Below are 18342 nucleotides of genomic sequence, written 5' to 3' on the forward strand. Positions count from 1 at the left end.
CAACTCCTTCCAGGGATGCTGGCCAGGGGGGCGGCCAGGGCTGCGGTCAAACGACCGCCGACTGCTTGGACAGACCGACCTTCAGATCCGTTGCCGCGTATATGGGCTCGCCATCCGCCTTTAGCCAGCCATCGGCGATGCCGAGCACCAGCCGGCCTCGCATCACGCGCTTGAAGTCGATGCCATACTCGACCTTCTTCACCGAGGGCGTGACCATGCCCTTGAATTTCACTTCACCGGTCGACAGCGCCATTCCTTTGCCGGGTTCTCCGAGCCAGCCAAGATAGAAGCCCGTCAATTGCCACATGGCATCGAGGCCGAGGCACCCCGGCATGATCGGATTGCCGATGAAATGGCAGGCAAAGAACCACAGGTCCGGCTTGATGTCGAATTCCGCGCGGATGAAACCCTTCTCGAAGGCGCCGCCCGTCTCGCTGATCTCGGTGATACGATCGAACATCAGCATGGGAGGATAGGGAAGCTGGGCATTGCCCGGTCCGAACAACTCGCCGCGGGCGCAGGCCAGCAATTCGTCATACTCGTAGCTGGATTTACCCGTCATCAACCTCATCCCCATACCGTTTCGGGCTATCGGGTGCCCTTGTCGTTGGCTTCCTAACACAATCTGTTTCAGGCCGGAAACCGGCGTTTGCGCTTAACCTGCTCGTCTGCCTGGGTCAATGCGCGCTATTGATCGCATTCGGACGACAGAATATATCTCCTGAAAGGTCCGGTATCGGCAGAAGTTCATTATTTTGCCATTCTGGACGTGTCTTGGGGCGGAACTGTGGGGTTCGACGAGAAGATGGACCTGGACGGCCGGAAGGAAAATGTCGCTGTGGACAAGCGGGTCCGTGAAGCCGGCCTGAGGCCGACGCGTCAGCGCATTGCGCTGGCCGACCTGCTTTTCGCCAAGGGCGACCGTCATCTGTCAGCCGAGGAACTGCACGAGGAGGCCGTCGCCGCCGGCGTGCCAGTATCGCTGGCCACCGTCTACAATGCCCTTCACCAGTTCACCCAGGCGGGACTGTTGCGCATCCTCGCCGTCGAGGGCGCGAAGACCTATTTCGACACCAACACCTCCGACCATCACCATTTCTACATCGAAGGCGAGAACCGCATATTCGACATCGACAGCGGTCCGGTGACCGTTGCCAACCTGCCGGAGCCGCCGGAGGGGATGGAGATCGCCAATGTCGACATCGTGGTGAGGCTGCGCCCCAAGCGCCGCGAATGACCGGCGGGGGATTGAAGCCGCTTTATCTGACGATACGGCTCGAATGGGCAATCGTTACGGTGGGCGCCGTCGTGTTCTATGCGTCGATCGGCGTTTCCTGGTGGCTCTTCGGGTTGCTTATCCTGGCGCCGGACCTGTCGATGTTCGGCTATCTGGCGGGACCGCGCGTCGGTGCTCTTGCCTACAACGCGTTGCATATTCTGATCGTGCCCGTGCTGCTGCTGCTCGCCGGGCACATGGGGGGCAATGCGGCCGCGATGGCGGTTGCGCTGATCTGGATCGCTCACATCGCCATCGACCGTGCGCTGGGTTACGGCCTGAAGCTGCCAACCGGCTTTCAGGACACCCATCTCGGCCGCATCGGGCGCCAAACGACTACGGTCTGATACAGGCGGCCATACCGCTCGTTGCTCCGTTAGATACCGCTCGACACCGGCATCGCGGAAACCGTCTGTAGCATTCGCTCCGTCGTGTCGAACAGTTCTTGTGCGAGACCAAAAAGCCGGGGGTAGGGCGAGAACACCAAAACCGGGTTCAAGGCGCGGACCGTCACGCCGGTTGCTTGTTCGCTGACCACGAACTTCAACGGCGCTTCGGGCACGGCGCCGGGATCGCTCAGCAACAGGCGTGCCATGTATCGGGGATGGAACCAAAGCAGTTGACGAAGCCGAAAGGCGGTGATCCCGCCTTTCTGGAGCAGGGCCTGCGGATCGATCTCATGGATGATCCACAGCTCGGCAACAGCGATGGCGTCGCGAAGCCGTTGCAGTGTCTCATCGAAACCATAGCTGGATGGAACGACGATCTGGTGCCGCGGAACGGTCGCCATCGAACTCGGAACGAGGGTCACGAGGTCAGTCATTGAGAAGCACGGTCCGTGGAAAATCGAGTTCTGGCTGGGCGAAGTGATTGAGGATGTTGGAATAGAAGTTGAGCGCTACATGCGCGATCACCTCCGCCAGTTCCTCATCGTCGAGGCCCGCTGCCCTGGCGGCGCCGAGTGCCTGGTCGCTCACAGCTCCGCGGCTACGCGCCACATCCGCGGCCAGCGCCAGTGTGGCCGCCACTCTGGCATCACTTGAATCGCCCCTGCGATTTAGCTGCAATTCCGTATCGGAGATGCCGATCTTGGATCCGCGAAATGCGTGGGCCGAGACGCAGTATTCGCAATGGTTCACTTCAGCGGTTGTCAGCGCGATCTGCTCGCGCAATTTCGAACTGAGACGGCCGCTCTGCAGCGATTCGCGAAATTGCAAATAGCCTTTGAGAGCGGCCGGAGAGTTGGCCAAGACGCGATAAAGGTTTGGGACGCGTCCGAGCTGGCGTCGCGTTTCCGCCAGAAGCTTGCCGGCTTCCGTGTCGGAATCTTCGTCCTTTGGCGATAGGCGAGACATCTAATCATTCTCCTTCCGGTCGGCCGGCAGTGGCCAAGTTCGTCGGGATTCGTATGACTCGACTGGAAGCATTTTGAAATGTCATAATGGATGTTTCTATGATGTGAGTATGAAATGAAAGATCTTGCCATCGAACAGCTTCGCAGCTTCGTGCTTGTCGCCGACTGCGAGAGCTTCACCACCGCGGCCGATCTTCTCGGGACCACCCAGTCGGCAATCAGCCTGCGGGTCCGCAAGCTTGAGCAAGCGATGGAGCGGCGCCTCTTGGCGCGGACGTCACGCGCGGTTTCGCTGACGCCCGAAGGGGCGCGGTTCCTCGCTCTAGCGCGGCAGGTCCTCGAGGTTCACGACCGGGCCGTGACTACATTCGATGCCGGCACGCAAACCACCACGCTCCGGGCGGCCATCGGCGATCATGCCGCCGGCGCACTTCTAGGGTCGGCGTTTGGGCGTCTGAGCCAGGCCTTCCCTGAATTGCTGCTGGAAGTGTCGGTGGGTCTCTCAGCCGAAATGCAGGCCCGCTACGACGCAGGCAAGGCCGATTTCGCTGTCGTGCGCATGGACATCAGCAGGCGCCAGGGCATCCCGCTCTACAGGGACCAGCTTGTCTGGTGTGCAAGATCGCCTGACGTCTGGCGGTCGACTGCCGCGTTGCCGCTGTTGGCGTTGCCCGGATCCTGCTCCGTCCGACTGGCCGCGGAGCGCGCGCTCGATGGCAGCAATACCGCCTGGCGCCTCGCCTTCACCGGCGGTTCGGTGACCGCGTTGCAATCGGCTGCCAGCGCGGGCCTGGGAGTGGCGGCGATCGGGCGGAGCCAGGTGCCGGTCGACTGCGTGATACTGAACCGGTCGCATGGATTGCCGGATTTGCCAGCCAGCAGGATTACGCTCCTGACACGGTTGAGTAACCCGCTGAGAGGTGCGATCGCGGCCGCCTTCGCAGCGGACGGCGGCGAACGGAGACGTGAATGACACCAATGACAATGCTGCCATTGCGCTTCAAGCGGAGCGCGAAGCGCCTGTTGCCGTTGCCGTGATTGCCGGGCCTATATCGGATCCCGCGTCCTTCTGGCTCTCTCGATGAGGTGGTCAGTCCTTGACCCGTTCGCCGGGATAGGCACCCCAGACAACCGACTGGGCAAGCCAGCCTGTGTGGCCATCCAACGTCATTTCGCACCACTGGCCGTCACAGGATTTGATCGTGCCCATGACACCAGGCTCGACCATCGCGACCACCCTTGCGTCCTTGTTGGGGCTGTTGAGAAGATTGATCTGGGCGCCCTTGCCGCGCTGCCACGGTGCGACGATTGCCGTGCGTCGGCCGGAAAGCAGCGACTGGTTGATCCAGCCCTCCGAACCATCGGCATCGCGCACGCGCCGCCACGTGTCAAATTCCTGGATGATCTCCATCGGCAGGCCGGCCTTCATATACATCCAGTCGACCGAGTAGTTGGCGCCGGGGCCGACGCGCGAGTTGACGCGGCCGGATTTCAGGCTGACGAATCGCGGCAGCGGCAAACCGCTCGGCCCGAGCGTGACGACGCTCTGGGCAGGTGCTGCGGCACTCTGCGCCGCGGCAAGCGGAGAATAAAGCAAAGCGCCGAGAAGTGCTCCGCTGAGGGTCAGGCGAAACGACGCGAAACCAGACACTTTCATTCCTTTCGGCGCTTGCCTGGCGGCATCGGCGCCCCTTTTTCTTTGTCTTCGGCGGCACCGCTTGTTACATGGGTTAATCGGCACCGCGACCGGCTTTCAGTTTCGCCGGTCTTGGTTAAAGAGGTCTCAACGAGATCGGGGTACGAGGAAACAATGGTAGGCAAAAAGAAGCCTCTCGTCGTCATCACGCGAAAGCTGCCCGACCCGGTCGAGACCCGCATGCGCGAACTGTTCGACGCCCGGCTGAATGTCGAGGACAGGCCGATGACGCAGCCGGAACTGGTTGCGGCGGTCAAGGAGGCCGACGTGCTGGTGCCGACGGTGACCGATCACATCGATGCGGCACTGATCGCCCAGGCCGGCGACAACCTCAAGCTGATCGCCAATTTCGGCAATGGCGTCGACAAGATCGATGTCGAGGCCGCGGCCAAGAGGGGCATTACCGTCACCAACACGCCCAATGTGCTGACCGAGGACACCGCCGACATGACCATGGCGCTGATGCTGGCGGTGCCGCGGCGGCTGGCGGAAGGGGCCAACGTGCTCACCGGCGACAAGAAATGGGCCGGCTGGTCGCCGACCTGGATGCTTGGCCGGCGCATCTGGGGCAAACGGCTGGGTATTGTCGGCATGGGGCGCATCGGCACCGCGGTCGCCAGGCGGGCCAAGGCCTTCGGCCTGTCGATCCATTACCACAACCGCCATCGCGTGCTGCCGGCCGTCGAAGACGAGCTGGAGGCGACCTATTGGGAAAGCCTCGACCAGATGCTGGCCCGCATGGACATCATTTCGGTCAATTGCCCATCGACGCCGGCAACCTTCCATCTGCTTTCGGCGCGGCGGCTGGCGTTGCTGCAGCCCACGGCCTATATCGTCAACACCGCGCGCGGCGACATCATCGACGAGGAAGCACTGGTCAAGCTGATCCAGGACGGCAAGATTGCCGGCGCCGGCCTTGATGTCTACGAGCACGAGCCAGCGCTGAACAGCAAGCTGCTGAAGCTCGCCGCCAAGCACAAGGTAGTGCTTCTGCCGCATATGGGCTCGGCGACGCTCGAGGGCCGCATCGACATGGGCGAAAAGGTCATCATCAACATCCGCGCCTTCGTCGACGGCCACCGCCCACCGGACCGCGTGCTGCCGCTGCGGACGTAATGCTGTTTGCACGCACGATCCTGAGCGTAAGACAAGGGTTACGCAACAGCCTTGCGCATGGTGATCGAGGTCGGCCTGGCGTAGCCCTCATGCGCCGTCCGCTCGGTTTCGTGAAAGCCGAGGCGGCCAAAGGCTGCATGGTTTGCGGTCAGCTCTATCCGCGTCTGAAGCTCGATTGCCACCTTGCCGCGGCTGCGGGCAAGATCTTCGACCGCCTGCATCAACCGCCGGCCAATGCCTTGTCCCTGGCAATCCGGCGCGATGGCGAGCTTGCCGACATAGAGTTCCGCCACCCTTTCAAGAGCAAAGACACAGCCGACGATCCTGTCGCCGTTGAGCGCCACGAAGCCGGTCTCCTGCCGCGCCTTGTCCCGCAGAGTGTCGGCGGTCAGCAGGTTGGCCGAGGAGGGCGGGTCGATGACGCCGTCCATCGAGGCGAAGGCACGCATGATCAGTGCGAGCACATCGTCCCACCGGTCGAAATCGGCCGGGATCTGTGTGATGGAGACAGCTTCGGTCTGCTCCATGGGTCAGTTTCTCTTATAGCGGATCGTGTCGAAGCGCGCCGCCAGCGCGTCATAGAGCAGCAGCCTGCCGACCAGCGGTTCGCCGACGCCGGTGATCAGCTTGATCGCCTCCATTGCCTGCAGCGTGCCGACGACACCGGTCAGCGCGCCAAGCACGCCGGCTTCGGCACAGGACGGCACCAGGCCAGGCGGTGGCGCTTCGGGAAACAGATCGCGGTAGCCCGGGTTGGGGCTGCCGTCCTTGCCGTCCTCGAATGGCTTCAACACTGTGACGGAGCCGTCGAAGCGTCCGACGGCGGCATGCACCAGCGGTTTCCCAGCGTTCGCGCAGGCATCGGCCACCACATAGCGGGTTTCGAAATTGTCGGAACCGTCGACGACGATGTCATAGCCGGCGACGAGGGCAGGGGCGTTATCCGCGGTCAGCCGGAACGTGTGCGTTTCGACAATGGTGTTGGGATTGATGCGGGCGATCGCCGTCTCGGCGCTCTGGGTTTTCAGCATGCCGACGGTGTCGGTGCCGTGAATGACCTGACGCTGCAGGTTGGAAAGCGAAACGGTATCGTCATCGACCACGCCGAGCGTGCCGACGCCGGCGGCGGCAAGATATTCCAGCACCGGCGCGCCCAGCCCGCCGGCGCCGATGACCAGCACCCGCGCCTGCTTCAGCCTCTGCTGGCCGGCGCCGCCGATCTCGGGCAGCACGATGTGGCGGGCATAGCGTTCGATCTCGTCGGCGGTCAGGGCGGCAGGGGTCATTGCCGGATCATATAGTGCCGGAAAAACCTTGTCAGGGGCCTTCGGTTGGCCCAACCGTACCGTGGTCGACGGTCAGGAATTGCGCACGCCCCGTGAGACTGGAAAACAGCGCCGCGTCCGTTCCTGTCATGAACACCTGGCAGTTCAATTCTTCCAGGATCGAAAACAGCGCCGCGCGGCGCCCGCCATCGAGATGCGCGGCGATCTCGTCGAGCAGCAGGATCGGCGTCATGCCCGACATTTCGCCCGTCAGCCGGGCATGCGACAGCACGATGCCGACCAGCAGCGCCTTCTGTTCGCCTGTCGAACAGAGTTCGGCCGGCATCGCCTTGGGACGGTGCCGAACCACCAGGTCGGAACGATGTGGCCCTTCGAGCGTGCGCCCGGCGGCACGGTCGCGGTCGCGGCCGTCGGCAAGCGTCCGGCGGAAGCGCTCCTCGACATCGACTGCCGGCGCGGCGGCAATTTCGGCCTCCAGGTCGCCCGAAAGGCCGATATCGGCCTGCGGGAACGGCCCCGTATCGGGCAGCCTGTCGATCATGGCGGCAAGCAGGCGCACCATCTCGGCCCGCGCCGCGGCGATCGCCACACCGGTTTCGGCCATCTGCGTCTCTATTGCGTCGAACCAGCGGTCGTCCCGGGATCCTTCAATAAGCAGTCGGTTACGACCACGCATCGCCTTCTCGTAGTCGATCGCACGCTGCCCGTGTCCTGGGTCGATCGCCAGCACCAGCCGGTCGAGAAAGCGCCGGCGATCCGCGCCCGGTCCGGTGAACAAGGCATCCATCGCCGGCGTCAGCCACACCACACGCAGCCATTCCAGCATGTCCTCGGCCGAACGCGCCGGAGCTCCGTTGATGCGCACCCGCCTGCCGCCTTCGCCGGGGTTGTCGCCGCCGGAAATGCCTGTTCCGATCTCGACCTGGCCATCAGGCCCGTCGAGCCGGGCATGCAGGGCAAAGCCTCCATCGCCACCCTCGCGCGCAACATCAGCGTAAGGGGCGCGGCGCAAGCCACGGCCCGGTGTCAAAAAGGAGATCGCTTCGAGGAGATTCGTCTTGCCGGCACCGTTGTCGCCGGAAAAAACCACCGCACCCGGCGCCAGATCGATCGTCAGCGCCGCGTAGTTGCGAAAATTAGTAAGCGTAAGCTTACTTATGTGGGTCTGTGCCGGCAACCGCTATCCGCCTGTAGAGCGATCCCTCGTTTCAAGGAAACGCCAAGCCGCTCTATCTCTTGTTTTGACGCAATTCCGGACGGAAAACCGTTTCACACTTTTCCTGGAATTGCTCTGGAAGTCGCCGCAACCATCGTTCTCATGGCCGGTCCCGGCAGCAGAGCCGGATCGATGACTCGACCCCGGCTACACCCGCATCGGCATCAGCACATAGAGTGCGGTCTCGTCGGCCATATCGTGGATCAGCGTCGGCGAACCGGCATCGGCCAGCATGAATTTGGCCTCCGTGCCGGTCAGTTGCGCGGCAACGTCTAGCAGATACTTGGCGTTGAAGCCGATTTCGATCGGATCGGACGAATAGTCGGCGGCCAGTTCCTCGGTGGCGCTGCCCGAATCCGGATTGTTGACCGCAAGCGTCACCTGGCCCTCGCTGATCGAAAGCTTCACCGCGCGACCGCGCTCGGAGGAGATGGTCGAGACGCGATCGACAGCGGCAGCAAAACTCTGGCGGTCGATGATCAGCTTCTTGTCGTTGCCGGTCGGAATGACCCGCTGATAGTCGGGGAAGGTGCCGTCGATCAGCTTCGAGGTCAAAATCACGCTGCCGATGGTGAAGCGGATCTTGGTGTCCGACAGTTCGGTGGTGACCGCGACATCCGGATCGTCGACCAGCTTCTGCAGCTCGCTCACCGTTTTGCGTGGAATGATGATGCCCGGCATACCCTCGGAACCCGCCGGCGCGTCGATCTCGGCGCGCGCCAGGCGGTGGCCGTCGGTCGCCACCGAGCGCAGCTTCAGCTTGCCGCCGACCTCATGCGTGTGCAGGTAGATGCCGTTCAGATAATAGCGAGTCTCTTCGGTAGAGATGGCGAACTGGGTCTTCTCGATCAGGCCTTTCAAGGCAACCGAGTCGAGACGAAAGATATGCGAGAACGATCCGGCCGAAAGCTCTGGGAAGTCGGATTGTGGCAGGCATTGGAGGCGGAAGCTTGAGCGGCCTGAGGTCACCGTCATGGCGTTGCCGTCCTCGTCCGTCTTCAGCATCACCTCGGCGCCATCGGCGAGCTTGCGCACGATGTCGTAGAGCAGATGTGCCGGAACCGTCGTCGCCCCGCCGCGCTCCACCTTGGAGGGCGTCGCTTCCGTCACCTCGAGGTCGAGATCGGTCGCCTTCATTTCAAGGCTGGCGCCCTCGGCGCTGAGCAGCACGTTGGACAGGATCGGTATGGTGTTGCGCCGCTCGACCACACGGTGGACGTGGTTGAGCGACTTCAGGAGATTTGACCGTTCCAGGATAACACGCATGACGAAACAGGCTCGCTTGAATGAATGACGGGTCACCAATGAGCGGCGTCCCGCGAAAGGTCTGAACAGGCTCAGAATCTAAGTAAACTGACAGGAAAAAACCGGCGAACGCAAGCCCGCGCCACCGGTTAGGGTCGGCTGCGCGGGCTTTCTGGGGATAAAGGGCACGAAGCCCGCGAGCCGGTGTTGTAAAACCGAAATCCGGCCCGCTTCCAGGCGGCGCCACGAGCCCCTTCCGGGCACCGGACCGCGCTGGCAAGCCATTGAATTCCGGTGTTGTTCCGGTTCGGGCTCGCCCGAACCGTCAGGCCTGGTCGTTGATCAGCCGCCTCAAGAGCTCGAGTTCCTGCGCCAGCGTGTTGTCGTTGCCGGAAAGGTCCTCGATCTTGCGCACGGCGTGCAGCACCGTGGTGTGATCGCGGCCACCGAAACGCCGTCCGATTTCGGGCAACGAGCGCGGCGTCATCACCTTCGACAGGTACATGGCCACCTGCCGCGGCTTGACGATGGTGCGCGTGCGCCGGTTGGACAGCAATTCGGTCTTCGACACATTGTAGTGGCGCGCGACGATGCGCTGGATGTCCTCGATACGGACCCGCTTCGGTTCGCCGGTGCGATAGATGTGGCCGAGGATCTCGTCGATCCGGTCGATGGTGATCTGCGGCTCGAAGGATTGACGGAACAGCAACTGGTTGAAGGCGCCTTCCAGTTCGCGTCCGCTGCCGGTCACGGTGCGGGCAACGTGATTGAGGATCTCTTCCGAAATGTTCAGCGACGCATCATCGACCCTGGCGGTGGTAAGGCGCAATTTGAGCATGCCAAGGCGCATGGCGAAATCGGGCGCCGACATTTCAAGCGCGACACCGCCATTGAGGCGCGAACGGACCCGCGGTTCGAGCGACTCCAGTTCCGACGGCGGCCGGTCGGCGGCAACGACGACCTGCTTGGCGCTGTCGAGCAACATGTTGATCAGGTGGCAGAATTCATGCTGGATCGACTTGCCCTGCAGGAACTGCATGTCGTCGATGATGAGCAGGTCGATGTCGCGCAGCTGTTCCTTGAGCGTCAGCGCGTTGTTGTCACGGATCGCGGTGGCAAAGCGCCACATGAAATACTCGGCCGTGAGATAGACGACGCGCGACTTGGGATTCTGCTTGAGCGATTCTGCGGCGATGGCCTGCAGCAAATGTGTCTTGCCGAGCCCGACGGTCGCGTGAAGGAAAAGCGGGTTGAAGCGCACCGCGCTCGATTGCGATTCCGCCACTGCCTTGGCGGCGGCGAAGGCCACCCGGTTCGACGGTCCCTCGATGAAGGAGCCAAATGTATAGCGAGGATCAAGCGGTGACCCCAGCACATTGTGCCGGAATTCGCTCTCGACCGGTGTGCCCGGGCGCGGAACCGGTGCACGCTCTGTCCTGCCGGGGCTGACGGTGCCGGCGGCAAGCGCCGTCTGCGTCTGCCGCGTCATCTTGCGTGCCGGCACCGCCTCCGGCTCGGCCTGGCTGCGTCCCTGACGGGTCGCCGTGCGCACGACGATGTCGATCTTGAGGAGATCGGGATCCTCCTGCTTCCACAGCTCGGAGATGAGGTCGAGATAGTGGCCGTTGATCCATGAGCGTAGGAAGGCGGTGGGCACCGAGATGCGGACAATGCCCTTGGAAGCTTCCGCGACCTTCATGCGGCCGAACCAGCTCGAATAGACTTCGGCTCCCAGGCGCGCCTTCAACTGGGTCTTGACCCGGTCGAATTTTTGTTCCGCGTCGCTGGACACCGCCATGTCGTTTGCTCCGATCAAAGTTCCAGGAAATGGGAGGTCGCTCGTAAGCTCCCTTTCGATGCCGCTCTGCATGATCTTTTCCTTGTCCTTCCGTACCTGTTTTCCACCGGGGATGCGCCTCCTGCATCCAGTTCCGGCGACTGCGTCTTTGCTACGATGTCCGCTGCCGCCGCCGGCAGATGAACGTCGCCCATTATCCGGGGGAACCGGTGCCGGCTCATGGAAGCCAGTCCGCGTTGGGTATGTCAGGGCAATACAAAGCCGTCCGGCGAAAAGAGCGCCGGCGCGCTGTCTACCTGCCATGTCTAGTTACGCCAGTCCCCTACCGTATCGAAAAAGACAAACCAAACCCGTCCGCGGACTTGATCCGCGTTGCAAATCCCGCCAATTTAAGCTGGCCGATACAGGCTGGGTTAAGGGCCAGAGGCCCGTCCCTTTCGATAGATCGACATTACCGAAATCGCTGTGGATAGGGCAAGACCACGTCTAACGGATTTTTAAGGAATCTGGTTAGTGGAGGCGGGTTCGAGTGGCGTGCCGCAACGGCACATTTTAACAAAGCCATTGTGATTCAAACCCTTTTCCGGCGAATATGAAAAACCCGGCGCGGCGCGAAATATTCTGAAATATTTTACTTGACAGCCACTTGTCCCCCATCGCCCCGGCTCGATGTGGACAAGCTGTGGATCACCGCCTGTAAGCATCTGAAAAATATGGACTATTTCTGATAGCCAAGAATCTTCAAGTCAGCCCTTTTCAAGCATGCCGACCAGCAGCGGGCATGCATATGCCGGCAAAGTATTCCTAATGGTGAAATCCGCATAAGACGCCGTTTCCGGACATTCTTTTTAAGTGCTTGCCGGCAAACGAAAAAACCCGGCACAAACGGCCGGGTTCGAAAGAACGACAGTCTCGGGACGTGATGTCAGGCCGACAGAACCTTGACCCGCTGAGCCAGTCGCGACACTTTGCGGGACGCCGTGTTCTTGTGGATCACGCCCTTGGTTGCGGCGCGCATCAATTCCGGCTCCGCGATCTTGAAGGCAGCCTGCGCGGCGGCCTTGTCACCGGAGGCAAGTGCCTCTTCGACCTGGCGGATATAGGTGCGGACGCGCGAGCGGCGGTTCTTGTTGATCGCTGCGCGGCGTACGATCTTGCGCGTTGCCTTTTTGGCCGAGGAGGTATTGGCCATGATGCCTCTCTTCTGATCTGGTGGGCGCATGCGGGATGCCGCAGGGCGCAAAAAACAAACGGGCAGCCACGGGGCCACCTCGGTTGGTGCGGCTTATAGTTCAGCTTTTCCGGCGCGTCAACGCTGCCTGGCTTTCTTTTTGGCGGCCAACGGCCTTCTTCTTCGTAGCCGAAGGATTGGCGTCAGCGGTTGGTGAAATTCGGCTTCCGCTTCTCGGCGAACGCCGCCATGCCTTCCTTCTGATCGTCCAGTGCAAACAGCGAGTGAAACAGGCGGCGCTCGAATCGCAATCCCTCGGCAAGCGTCGTCTCAAAGGCGCGGTTGACAGCCTCCTTTGCCATCATCACCGATGGCAGCGAGAAACTGGCGATCTTGGCTGCCGCCTTCAGCGCCTCCTCGACAAGGTCGCCGGCAGGCACGACCCGCGACACCAGGCCCGAACGCTCGGCTTCCGCGGCATCCATCATCCGCCCGGTCAGGCACATGTCCATCGCCTTCGCCTTGCCGACGAAGCGGGTCAGCCGTTGCGACCCGCCCATGCCTGGAATGACGCCGAGCGTGATCTCGGGCTGGCCGAACTTTGCCGTATCGGCGGCGATGATGAAATCGCACATCATCGCCAGTTCGCAGCCGCCGCCGAGCGCATAGCCTGCTACCGCGGCGATAACAGGCTTTCGCGCCCGCGTAAGCTCCTCCCAACCGACGAAGAAGTCTTGGGCGTAGGCGTCCGCATAGGAGATCGACTGCATCTCCTTGATGTCGGCGCCGGCGGCGAAAGCTTTTTCGGAACCGGTGATGACCATGGCGCCGATACCGGCATCGGCGCTGAAACCGTTCACGGCAGCGACCACTTCGGTCAGGACCTGCGAGTTCAGCGCGTTGAGCGCCTGCGGCCTGTTCAGCCTGATCAGCCCGACCTTGCCATGCGTCTCGGTGACGATCGTTTCATAGGTCATGGCTGCTTCTCCTCGCTCGCGCTCGTCTAACTCACCGCTGACATGTCCGGCAATAGAAGGTCGATCGGCCGCTCTGCACGATCCGTTCGATGTGGCCACCGCAGCCGGGCTTCGAGCAGGCCTCTCCTTCACGGTCGTAGACGGCGAAGGAATGCTGGAAATAGCCCAGCGACCCATCGGTCTGCATATAGTCCCGCAGTGAGGACCCGCCAGCCGCGATCGCATCTGATATCACCGAGCGAATGGCTTCGGCGAGGTGTGCGCTTTGGGCCTTGGCTGTCTTTCCGGGCTTGGCGATCGTGCCCGCCTCACGCAGCGGCGACAGGCTGGCGCGCCACAGCGCCTCCGACACATAGATGTTGCCGAGCCCGGCGATCAGCCTCTGGTCGAGAAGCGCTGCCTTCAGCGGTGATCGCCGCCCTTTCATCAACGAGGCAAGCAGCACGCCGTCCAACGTGTTGCCCGTTGGCTCGACGCCGAGCCCGGCCAGCATTGGATGAACGTCCGGCGGCCCTTCCGCAAACAACATGAAGCCGAAGCGGCGCGGATCATTGAAGATCACGCGGGATCGAGCGCCTGCCGGAGATACGACATGGAAGACGACATGGTCGTGATTGGAACTCTTCGAGCGGTCGTGCTGGAAGATACCGGGCATGCCGCTGCCGTCCGCCGTCTCGATGCGGAATGAGCCCGACATGCCGAGATGGCAGATCAGCACGGGACCGCCTTCCAGGTCCATCGTCAGATATTTGGCCCGGCGGCCGAGTGCCGTGATCGTCTTGCCGGTTAGCCGCTGCGAGAATTTCTCGGGAAATGGAAAGCGCAAATCCGGTCGGCGCGCCTCGACACGGGCGATGGTGGCGCCTTCCAGAACGGGCTGCAGTCCGCGCCGGACGGTTTCGACCTCCGGCAATTCAGGCATGACCGCCAATCGCCGTATAGAAAGAAGTGCCGTAACGGCCGTGCGCCAGCCCAAGATGCTCGGCCACGGTTTCGCCGATGTCGGCGAATGTCGTTCTCAACCCGATGTCGCCGCCCTTGAAACCCGGTCCGGTGCCGATCACCGGAATGCGCTCGCGCGTATGATCGGTCCCTTGCCAGGTCGGGTCATTGCCGTGATCGGCCGTCAGGATGAGAAGATCTCCCTGCCGCAGCCTTGCAAATGCTTCCGGCAGCCGCCGGTCGAAAGCCTCGAGCGCGGCAGCATAACCTGCAACGTCGCGGCGATGACCGAATTCGGTGTCGAAGTCGACGAAATTGGCGAAGACGAGATCGCCGCCGCCGGCATCGTCCATCGCGCCCAGCGCCTCGTCGAACATCGCCATGTTGCCCGCGCCCTTGCGCACTTCCGAGATTCCACGGTGGGCGAAGATGTCGCCGATCTTGCCGACAGCGATGACACGGCTGCCACGCGCCGTCAGCCGGTCGAGCAGGGTCGGTTCCGGCGGTGGCACGGCGTAGTCATGACGGTTGTAGGTTCGTTCGAAGGTTGCGGTGGTTTCGCCGACGAACGGCCGCGCGATCACCCGCCCGATCCTCAGCGGATCAACCAGCCTGCGCACCACCTTGCAGAATTCATAGAGCCGCTCGAGGCCGAAATGGACTTCATGCGCGGCTATCTGCAGGACCGAGTCGACAGACGTGTAGCAGATCGGCTTGCCGGTGCGGATGTGCTCCTCGCCGAAGCGCTCGATGATCTCGGTGCCCGGCGCATGACAATTGCCGAGAATGCCCGGCACCTTGCCTTCGCGGATCATCGCCTCGGTCAGTTCAGCCGGAAAGGCGGGAACCGTATCCGGGAAATAGCCCCAGTCCAGGCGCACCGGCAGGCCGGCGATTTCCCAATGGCCCGACGGCGTGTCCTTACCACTCGAAACCTCCTGCGCGGCACCGTGGAAGGCAGTGGTAAGCAGATCCGGCCCGCTGCTGGCAAAGCCCAGTCCGGTCGCCGTTTCGGCAGCCTTGCCAAGCCCGAGTGAGGCCATGTGGGGGACAAACAGCGGTCCACTGCGAAGCCCTTCGCGATCCGCGCGGCCTTCGGCACAGGCTTCTGTGATGTGCGCGAATGTGTTGGCACCGGCATCGCCGTAGCGGTCTGCGTCGGCCGCGCCGCCGATGCCGAAGGAGTCCAGAACGAAGAGGAAAGCGCGCGCCATCGAGTTGTTGCCAGTTTGAACGACCAGACATAGGGTTCCGCGACTTCATTGGCAATTCGGAAACCAAACGGCAACGGCTAGGCGTGATAGTCCAGTGACGTCGTCTGATGCAGCGGTTTTGGGCAACGACATGCACAAACAAGAAGGCATGTCGCAACGATGCGACGGACATGGGCATGGGTCTAGAAAAACAGACGGCGGTTTTGTCATGAGCGTTGCGCTGAAGGCGTCTGCTGCCCTCATGCTGGTTCAGGTCGCGTTCTGGTCCAATCCGGCGCATGCCGACTGGCGTGATGATATCGGCACCTTTCGCATCGGCATCGTTGCCGAGCCAGGCGCCGGCAACACCGTTCCGGGGCTGGCCGTGTTGACCGACGCCTACACCAAGGCCTTGGGCATGAAGGTCGAGTTTGTCGTTGCGCGTGACTATGCCGCGCTGATCGAGGCGCAGGCCGATGCCCGCATCGAATACGCGATCTATTCGGCGACCGCCTATGCGACGGCTTCGCAGCGCTGCTTATGTATCGAGCCGCTTGTGGCTCCGGTCGATTCCGACGGCGCGATCGGCATCCGCTCCGTTCTGCTGACGCGGGACGGCAAGCTGCCCGACCTGGCGGCGATGGAGAGCCATCGCATCGCCATGGCGCCTTTGGACAGCGTCGGCGGTTCTCTCCTGCCATTGGCGGCCTTGGCTGAAGAAGGCCGCAAGGTCGCGGAAGACGCACCGTTTCTGGTCTATGCCGACTCGGCCGCGGCAGCCGAAACGATGCTGGTCGATGGCAAGGCCGATGGGCTGTTCGGCTGGGTGACGGCCGCTGCCGACGGCCAGCGGGAAGCATCGGGTACGCAGGCAAGGCTTGAAGCGGCAGGGCTTTCGGCGGCGGCACTTCGGGTCGTATGGGCGTCGGGTCTGCTGAGATATGGCCCCCACGCGGTGCGCAGCGATCTCGACCCTGAAGCCAAGCGCCGGCTCACCGTGTTCCTCACCAACCTCAAGTCGACCACGCCTGATATCTACGACCTCCTGGAATCGAAGCATTCCGGCGGCTTCGCTATCGTCGCGCCGAAAGACTACGAGATGGCGGCTTCTATCGTGCGCTTCGTCTCGGGCAGTGGTCAGCAGCAGTAGCGCATTCCAAACCGGAAAATCTGCGTAACGGCTTCTCACCTGCAATCGCGTGGGATTAAGAGCCGGAGCGGTTCTGCAAACTGCCCGGCCATCCCCGTTCAACAGTCGCCGCAAGTAACCGCCACGCTTCTGCGGGGACGCAGATAATAGGTTTCGCTCATCGTTATGTTGCTGAAAGCCGAGGTCAGTCCGAGCTTCTGCTGGTCGCTCGCCGTCCAGGCGATGACCGGGATGTAGCCAAGATTGCTTTCGGCGCGGACGAGGAAGGTGTTGGCGACCTTGAGCGATGCTGGAACCGTGGTCTCCGTGGTCGCGGCGGCGCCGGGGCTGGCGACGCCTGCGACCAACTTGCGTGACCATACCACCAATGCCTTCGTCCCGTCGGCCGAGACCTGGATTGCCGTTATGGTGATGCTCGGGCTCGAGCGGTTGTAGGGTTGAAGGGTGACAGAGCCGATCTTCATGATGCCGTCGATGTCGGCTTTGACGACACTTGTCTGCTGGGTGACGAGATCAGCCACCATGCTGCCGATACGACTGACCTTCTTGCTTGTCTCGATGGCCTGTGACGCCTCCATTGTCAGGAAATACATGATCAGCAGAATAGGCATGATCAAAGCGAATTCGACCGCCGCGATGCCACGGCGATCGGACCAGAATCGACTTGCCCTCCACCAAACTCCTGTAGTCCTAAGATGTGCCCCCGCACGCATCATGCCCATTGCCCTTTTTCTTTTTGCTGCTCGTGCATCCGCCTCGAACTAGTTGTCGAACGGCTCGTTCTGCCAGGTTACCGATGCGAAATGCAGAGTCTTGTTACCGCCCATCGACTTGGCCAACAGGTCGGTCATGATGGGCCATTTGTAAAAGACCCGAAGCATGTTCCGCGACTCCGCCGCACCCGCCGTAACGACAAAGTTCTGCTCGGTGGTGCCGTTCGTCAGCTTGACATCGTTGTCCTTGATCTTGAAGCCGGCCAAGGCCGCGTCGGCGAATGTCGCATATTGGCGAAGGTCCACCAGCAGCTGAAGCTTGCAATCCTGGGCGACGATGATCTGCAGTTTGTTGCAGATCGTGGTCTTCAACCCGTCTTCAGTGACGGTGGCCGCCTTTAACTGGCCGGTGCGCAACTGGCGCGCGACATCGTCGGTGATGTTGGCCATCACTTCCTGCGCGGCAAACGAGATACAGCTTTCCAGAATGGCAAAGACAAGCAGCGCGAAGGGGACTGAAAGGATCGCGAATTCGATTGCCGTGGCGCCGCGCCGGTCGCGAAGAAAACGGGCGAAAAACCTTGGGCGTCTCGCCTTGTGTTCGCTTGCGGAGCCGAATTCCTTGCTCATGTATGATCCTGCCGATCTCTATGCGGTCTCGGAAGGAGCATTAGCGCAAACCAATTGAGGTCCGGTTTGAATGACCGTTAAAGTCGGCGTTGGCGTTTTAACCAGCCGATAACCTGAACGGCATTCGGCTACACCATCCTACCGGGCGACGCTCATCTCCGCTTCGGAGGATTTCTCCGCATCGCTCTTGTAGGAGCTTTCGCAATAAGGCGTGCAGGACATCGTCTGGATTTCGGCTCGCCGATAGATACGCACGGACGAGGCGGCCTGCCGCACGACGGTAACCTGCTCGTCGACGATGGGGCTGCCGTCGGTGTCGAGCACGACCAGATTGGTGACGCCGAAACCTTTGCCGGTCAGCACGATCGTCGAGGCGTCCTGCACGGATGCGTCGGCGATTGCCGGGTTGCCGACCACGATCGTGTCCGCGGGACGCGACAGTTTGACGATCTTGGCCTGGTTCATCGTGACCTCGATGCCGGCGCCGGCCATGGCGGGCGCGACGAAGATCGTGGCGGCAAGAAGCGCGGCACTCAGGATTGACGATCTCGGCTGGGCCATCGAGGCGCTCCACGCAGG

General features: G+C 62.1%; 21 protein-coding genes. 5 read left to right on the forward strand and 16 right to left on the reverse strand.

What is annotated here, in order from left to right:
• Positions 1 to 46: 46 nt before the first annotated feature.
• On the reverse strand, positions 47 to 562 hold the full coding sequence (gene fabA / locus NKI38_RS17755; RefSeq protein ID WP_352629717.1) for a 3-hydroxyacyl-[acyl-carrier-protein] dehydratase FabA: 516 nt from the start codon (positions 560 to 562) through the stop codon (positions 47 to 49).
• Between the two features lie 243 nt (positions 563 to 805).
• On the opposite strand from fabA, the gene irrA reads away from it, so the two are divergent.
• A complete protein-coding gene (gene irrA, locus NKI38_RS17760) occupies positions 806 to 1237 on the forward strand; it encodes an iron response transcriptional regulator IrrA (protein ID WP_024503471.1) in 432 nt (143 codons plus the stop codon).
• Positions 1234 to 1623 (forward strand): DUF4260 domain-containing protein, encoded by a 390-nt coding sequence (locus NKI38_RS17765; protein ID WP_352659524.1) that lies wholly within the window; start codon positions 1234 to 1236, stop codon positions 1621 to 1623. The genes irrA and NKI38_RS17765 overlap by 4 nt, the downstream gene beginning before the upstream one ends.
• A 29-nt stretch (positions 1624 to 1652) precedes the next feature.
• Here the strand turns inward: NKI38_RS17765 and NKI38_RS17770 are convergent, their stop codons facing one another.
• Both NKI38_RS17770 and NKI38_RS17775 read right to left on the reverse strand, forming a co-directional pair.
• Positions 1653 to 2099: a DUF302 domain-containing protein gene (locus tag NKI38_RS17770; RefSeq protein WP_352659525.1), complete on the reverse strand. Its 447-nt coding sequence runs from the start codon at positions 2097 to 2099 to the stop codon at positions 1653 to 1655.
• Positions 2092 to 2631: a carboxymuconolactone decarboxylase family protein gene (locus NKI38_RS17775; RefSeq protein ID WP_352659526.1), complete on the reverse strand. Its 540-nt coding sequence runs from the start codon at positions 2629 to 2631 to the stop codon at positions 2092 to 2094. Before NKI38_RS17775 ends, NKI38_RS17770 begins: the two co-directional genes overlap by 8 nt.
• A gap of 114 nt (positions 2632 to 2745) precedes the next feature.
• On the opposite strand from NKI38_RS17775, the gene NKI38_RS17780 reads away from it, so the two are divergent.
• Positions 2746 to 3603: a LysR family transcriptional regulator gene (locus NKI38_RS17780; RefSeq protein ID WP_352659527.1), complete on the forward strand. Its 858-nt coding sequence runs from the start codon at positions 2746 to 2748 to the stop codon at positions 3601 to 3603.
• A gap of 117 nt (positions 3604 to 3720) precedes the next feature.
• Here the strand turns inward: NKI38_RS17780 and NKI38_RS17785 are convergent, their stop codons facing one another.
• Entirely contained in the window at positions 3721 to 4281 is a 561-nt protein-coding gene (locus NKI38_RS17785; RefSeq protein WP_352659528.1) for an SH3 domain-containing protein, read from the reverse strand.
• Between the two features lie 159 nt (positions 4282 to 4440).
• On the opposite strand from NKI38_RS17785, the gene NKI38_RS17790 reads away from it, so the two are divergent.
• On the forward strand, positions 4441 to 5442 hold the full coding sequence (locus NKI38_RS17790) for a 2-hydroxyacid dehydrogenase (RefSeq protein WP_352659529.1): 1002 nt from the start codon (positions 4441 to 4443) through the stop codon (positions 5440 to 5442).
• Positions 5443 to 5480: 38 nt separating this feature from the next.
• Here the strand turns inward: NKI38_RS17790 and NKI38_RS17795 are convergent, their stop codons facing one another.
• The 9 genes from NKI38_RS17795 to NKI38_RS17835 all read right to left on the reverse strand — a co-directional run bounded on the left by NKI38_RS17795 (position 5481) and on the right by NKI38_RS17835 (position 15291).
• Positions 5481 to 5969 (reverse strand): GNAT family N-acetyltransferase, encoded by a 489-nt coding sequence (locus NKI38_RS17795; RefSeq protein WP_352659530.1) that lies wholly within the window; start codon positions 5967 to 5969, stop codon positions 5481 to 5483.
• A 3-nt stretch (positions 5970 to 5972) separates the two neighbouring features.
• Positions 5973 to 6728 carry a molybdopterin-synthase adenylyltransferase MoeB gene (locus NKI38_RS17800; RefSeq protein WP_352659531.1) on the reverse strand — a complete coding sequence of 252 codons (756 nt, stop codon included), beginning with the start codon at positions 6726 to 6728 and terminating at the stop codon, positions 5973 to 5975.
• A 31-nt stretch (positions 6729 to 6759) separates the two neighbouring features.
• A complete protein-coding gene (recF, locus tag NKI38_RS17805) occupies positions 6760 to 7905 on the reverse strand; it encodes a DNA replication/repair protein RecF (protein ID WP_352659532.1) in 1146 nt (381 codons plus the stop codon).
• A 186-nt stretch (positions 7906 to 8091) separates the two neighbouring features.
• Positions 8092 to 9210, reverse strand: coding sequence for a DNA polymerase III subunit beta (gene dnaN / locus NKI38_RS17810; protein WP_352659533.1), 1119 nt, complete (start codon positions 9208 to 9210; stop codon positions 8092 to 8094).
• A 304-nt stretch (positions 9211 to 9514) separates the two neighbouring features.
• Positions 9515 to 11059, reverse strand: a complete 1545-nt coding sequence (gene dnaA / locus NKI38_RS17815) for a chromosomal replication initiator protein DnaA (protein WP_352659534.1) — start codon at positions 11057 to 11059, stop codon at positions 9515 to 9517.
• 853 nt (positions 11060 to 11912) lie between these two features.
• Positions 11913 to 12179 carry a 30S ribosomal protein S20 gene (rpsT, locus tag NKI38_RS17820; RefSeq protein ID WP_013533694.1) on the reverse strand — a complete coding sequence of 89 codons (267 nt, stop codon included), beginning with the start codon at positions 12177 to 12179 and terminating at the stop codon, positions 11913 to 11915.
• Between the two features lie 182 nt (positions 12180 to 12361).
• Positions 12362 to 13135 carry an enoyl-CoA hydratase gene (locus NKI38_RS17825; protein ID WP_352659535.1) on the reverse strand — a complete coding sequence of 258 codons (774 nt, stop codon included), beginning with the start codon at positions 13133 to 13135 and terminating at the stop codon, positions 12362 to 12364.
• Between the two features lie 31 nt (positions 13136 to 13166).
• Complete coding sequence (mutM, locus tag NKI38_RS17830) at positions 13167 to 14057, reverse strand: bifunctional DNA-formamidopyrimidine glycosylase/DNA-(apurinic or apyrimidinic site) lyase (RefSeq protein WP_352659536.1); 891 nt, start codon at positions 14055 to 14057, stop codon at positions 13167 to 13169.
• The gene (locus NKI38_RS17835) at positions 14050 to 15291 is read right to left on the reverse strand and encodes a phosphopentomutase (protein WP_352659537.1); all 1242 of its coding nucleotides are present in this window, start codon (positions 15289 to 15291) and stop codon (positions 14050 to 14052) included. The genes mutM and NKI38_RS17835 overlap by 8 nt, the downstream gene beginning before the upstream one ends.
• A gap of 208 nt (positions 15292 to 15499) precedes the next feature.
• On the opposite strand from NKI38_RS17835, the gene NKI38_RS17840 reads away from it, so the two are divergent.
• On the forward strand, positions 15500 to 16420 hold the full coding sequence (locus tag NKI38_RS17840) for a phosphate/phosphite/phosphonate ABC transporter substrate-binding protein (RefSeq protein ID WP_352659538.1): 921 nt from the start codon (positions 15500 to 15502) through the stop codon (positions 16418 to 16420).
• A gap of 98 nt (positions 16421 to 16518) precedes the next feature.
• Here the strand turns inward: NKI38_RS17840 and NKI38_RS17845 are convergent, their stop codons facing one another.
• The 3 genes from NKI38_RS17845 to NKI38_RS17855 form a co-directional block, all read right to left on the reverse strand.
• Entirely contained in the window at positions 16519 to 17136 is a 618-nt protein-coding gene (locus tag NKI38_RS17845) for a TadE/TadG family type IV pilus assembly protein (protein WP_352659549.1), read from the reverse strand.
• 45 nt (positions 17137 to 17181) lie between these two features.
• A complete protein-coding gene (locus tag NKI38_RS17850; protein ID WP_352659539.1) occupies positions 17182 to 17763 on the reverse strand; it encodes a TadE/TadG family type IV pilus assembly protein in 582 nt (193 codons plus the stop codon).
• Positions 17764 to 17901: 138 nt separating this feature from the next.
• A complete protein-coding gene (locus NKI38_RS17855; RefSeq protein ID WP_352659540.1) occupies positions 17902 to 18324 on the reverse strand; it encodes a pilus assembly protein N-terminal domain-containing protein in 423 nt (140 codons plus the stop codon).
• Between the last annotated feature and the right edge of the window lie 18 nt (positions 18325 to 18342).

The sequence above is a fragment of the Mesorhizobium sp. M0621 genome, from assembly GCF_040320745.1.
Lineage (GTDB): Bacteria > Pseudomonadota > Alphaproteobacteria > Rhizobiales > Rhizobiaceae > Mesorhizobium.

Excerpts from the sequence above, each read along its gene's own strand:
- NKI38_RS17770 (WP_352659525.1), bottom strand. The coding sequence starts at position 2,099 with ATGACTGACCTCGTGACCCTCGTTCCGAGTTCGATGGCGACCGTTCCG.
- NKI38_RS17855 (WP_352659540.1), bottom strand. The coding sequence starts at position 18,324 with ATGGCCCAGCCGAGATCGTCAATCCTGAGTGCCGCGCTTCTTGCCGCC.
- NKI38_RS17765 (WP_352659524.1), top strand. The coding sequence starts at position 1,234 with ATGACCGGCGGGGGATTGAAGCCGCTTTATCTGACGATACGGCTCGAA.
- irrA (WP_024503471.1), top strand. The coding sequence starts at position 806 with ATGGACCTGGACGGCCGGAAGGAAAATGTCGCTGTGGACAAGCGGGTC.
- NKI38_RS17795 (WP_352659530.1), bottom strand. The coding sequence starts at position 5,969 with ATGGAGCAGACCGAAGCTGTCTCCATCACACAGATCCCGGCCGATTTC.
- NKI38_RS17825 (WP_352659535.1), bottom strand. The coding sequence starts at position 13,135 with ATGACCTATGAAACGATCGTCACCGAGACGCATGGCAAGGTCGGGCTG.
- dnaN (WP_352659533.1), bottom strand. The coding sequence starts at position 9,210 with ATGCGTGTTATCCTGGAACGGTCAAATCTCCTGAAGTCGCTCAACCAC.
- NKI38_RS17845 (WP_352659549.1), bottom strand. The coding sequence starts at position 17,136 with ATGATGCGTGCGGGGGCACATCTTAGGACTACAGGAGTTTGGTGGAGG.
- NKI38_RS17775 (WP_352659526.1), bottom strand. The coding sequence starts at position 2,631 with ATGTCTCGCCTATCGCCAAAGGACGAAGATTCCGACACGGAAGCCGGC.
- NKI38_RS17835 (WP_352659537.1), bottom strand. The coding sequence starts at position 15,291 with ATGGCGCGCGCTTTCCTCTTCGTTCTGGACTCCTTCGGCATCGGCGGC.
- rpsT (WP_013533694.1), bottom strand. The coding sequence starts at position 12,179 with ATGGCCAATACCTCCTCGGCCAAAAAGGCAACGCGCAAGATCGTACGC.
- NKI38_RS17800 (WP_352659531.1), bottom strand. The coding sequence starts at position 6,728 with ATGACCCCTGCCGCCCTGACCGCCGACGAGATCGAACGCTATGCCCGC.
- NKI38_RS17850 (WP_352659539.1), bottom strand. The coding sequence starts at position 17,763 with ATGAGCAAGGAATTCGGCTCCGCAAGCGAACACAAGGCGAGACGCCCA.
- NKI38_RS17840 (WP_352659538.1), top strand. The coding sequence starts at position 15,500 with ATGAGCGTTGCGCTGAAGGCGTCTGCTGCCCTCATGCTGGTTCAGGTC.
- mutM (WP_352659536.1), bottom strand. The coding sequence starts at position 14,057 with ATGCCTGAATTGCCGGAGGTCGAAACCGTCCGGCGCGGACTGCAGCCC.
- fabA (WP_352629717.1), bottom strand. The coding sequence starts at position 562 with ATGACGGGTAAATCCAGCTACGAGTATGACGAATTGCTGGCCTGCGCC.
- dnaA (WP_352659534.1), bottom strand. The coding sequence starts at position 11,059 with ATGCAGAGCGGCATCGAAAGGGAGCTTACGAGCGACCTCCCATTTCCT.
- NKI38_RS17790 (WP_352659529.1), top strand. The coding sequence starts at position 4,441 with ATGGTAGGCAAAAAGAAGCCTCTCGTCGTCATCACGCGAAAGCTGCCC.
- NKI38_RS17780 (WP_352659527.1), top strand. The coding sequence starts at position 2,746 with ATGAAAGATCTTGCCATCGAACAGCTTCGCAGCTTCGTGCTTGTCGCC.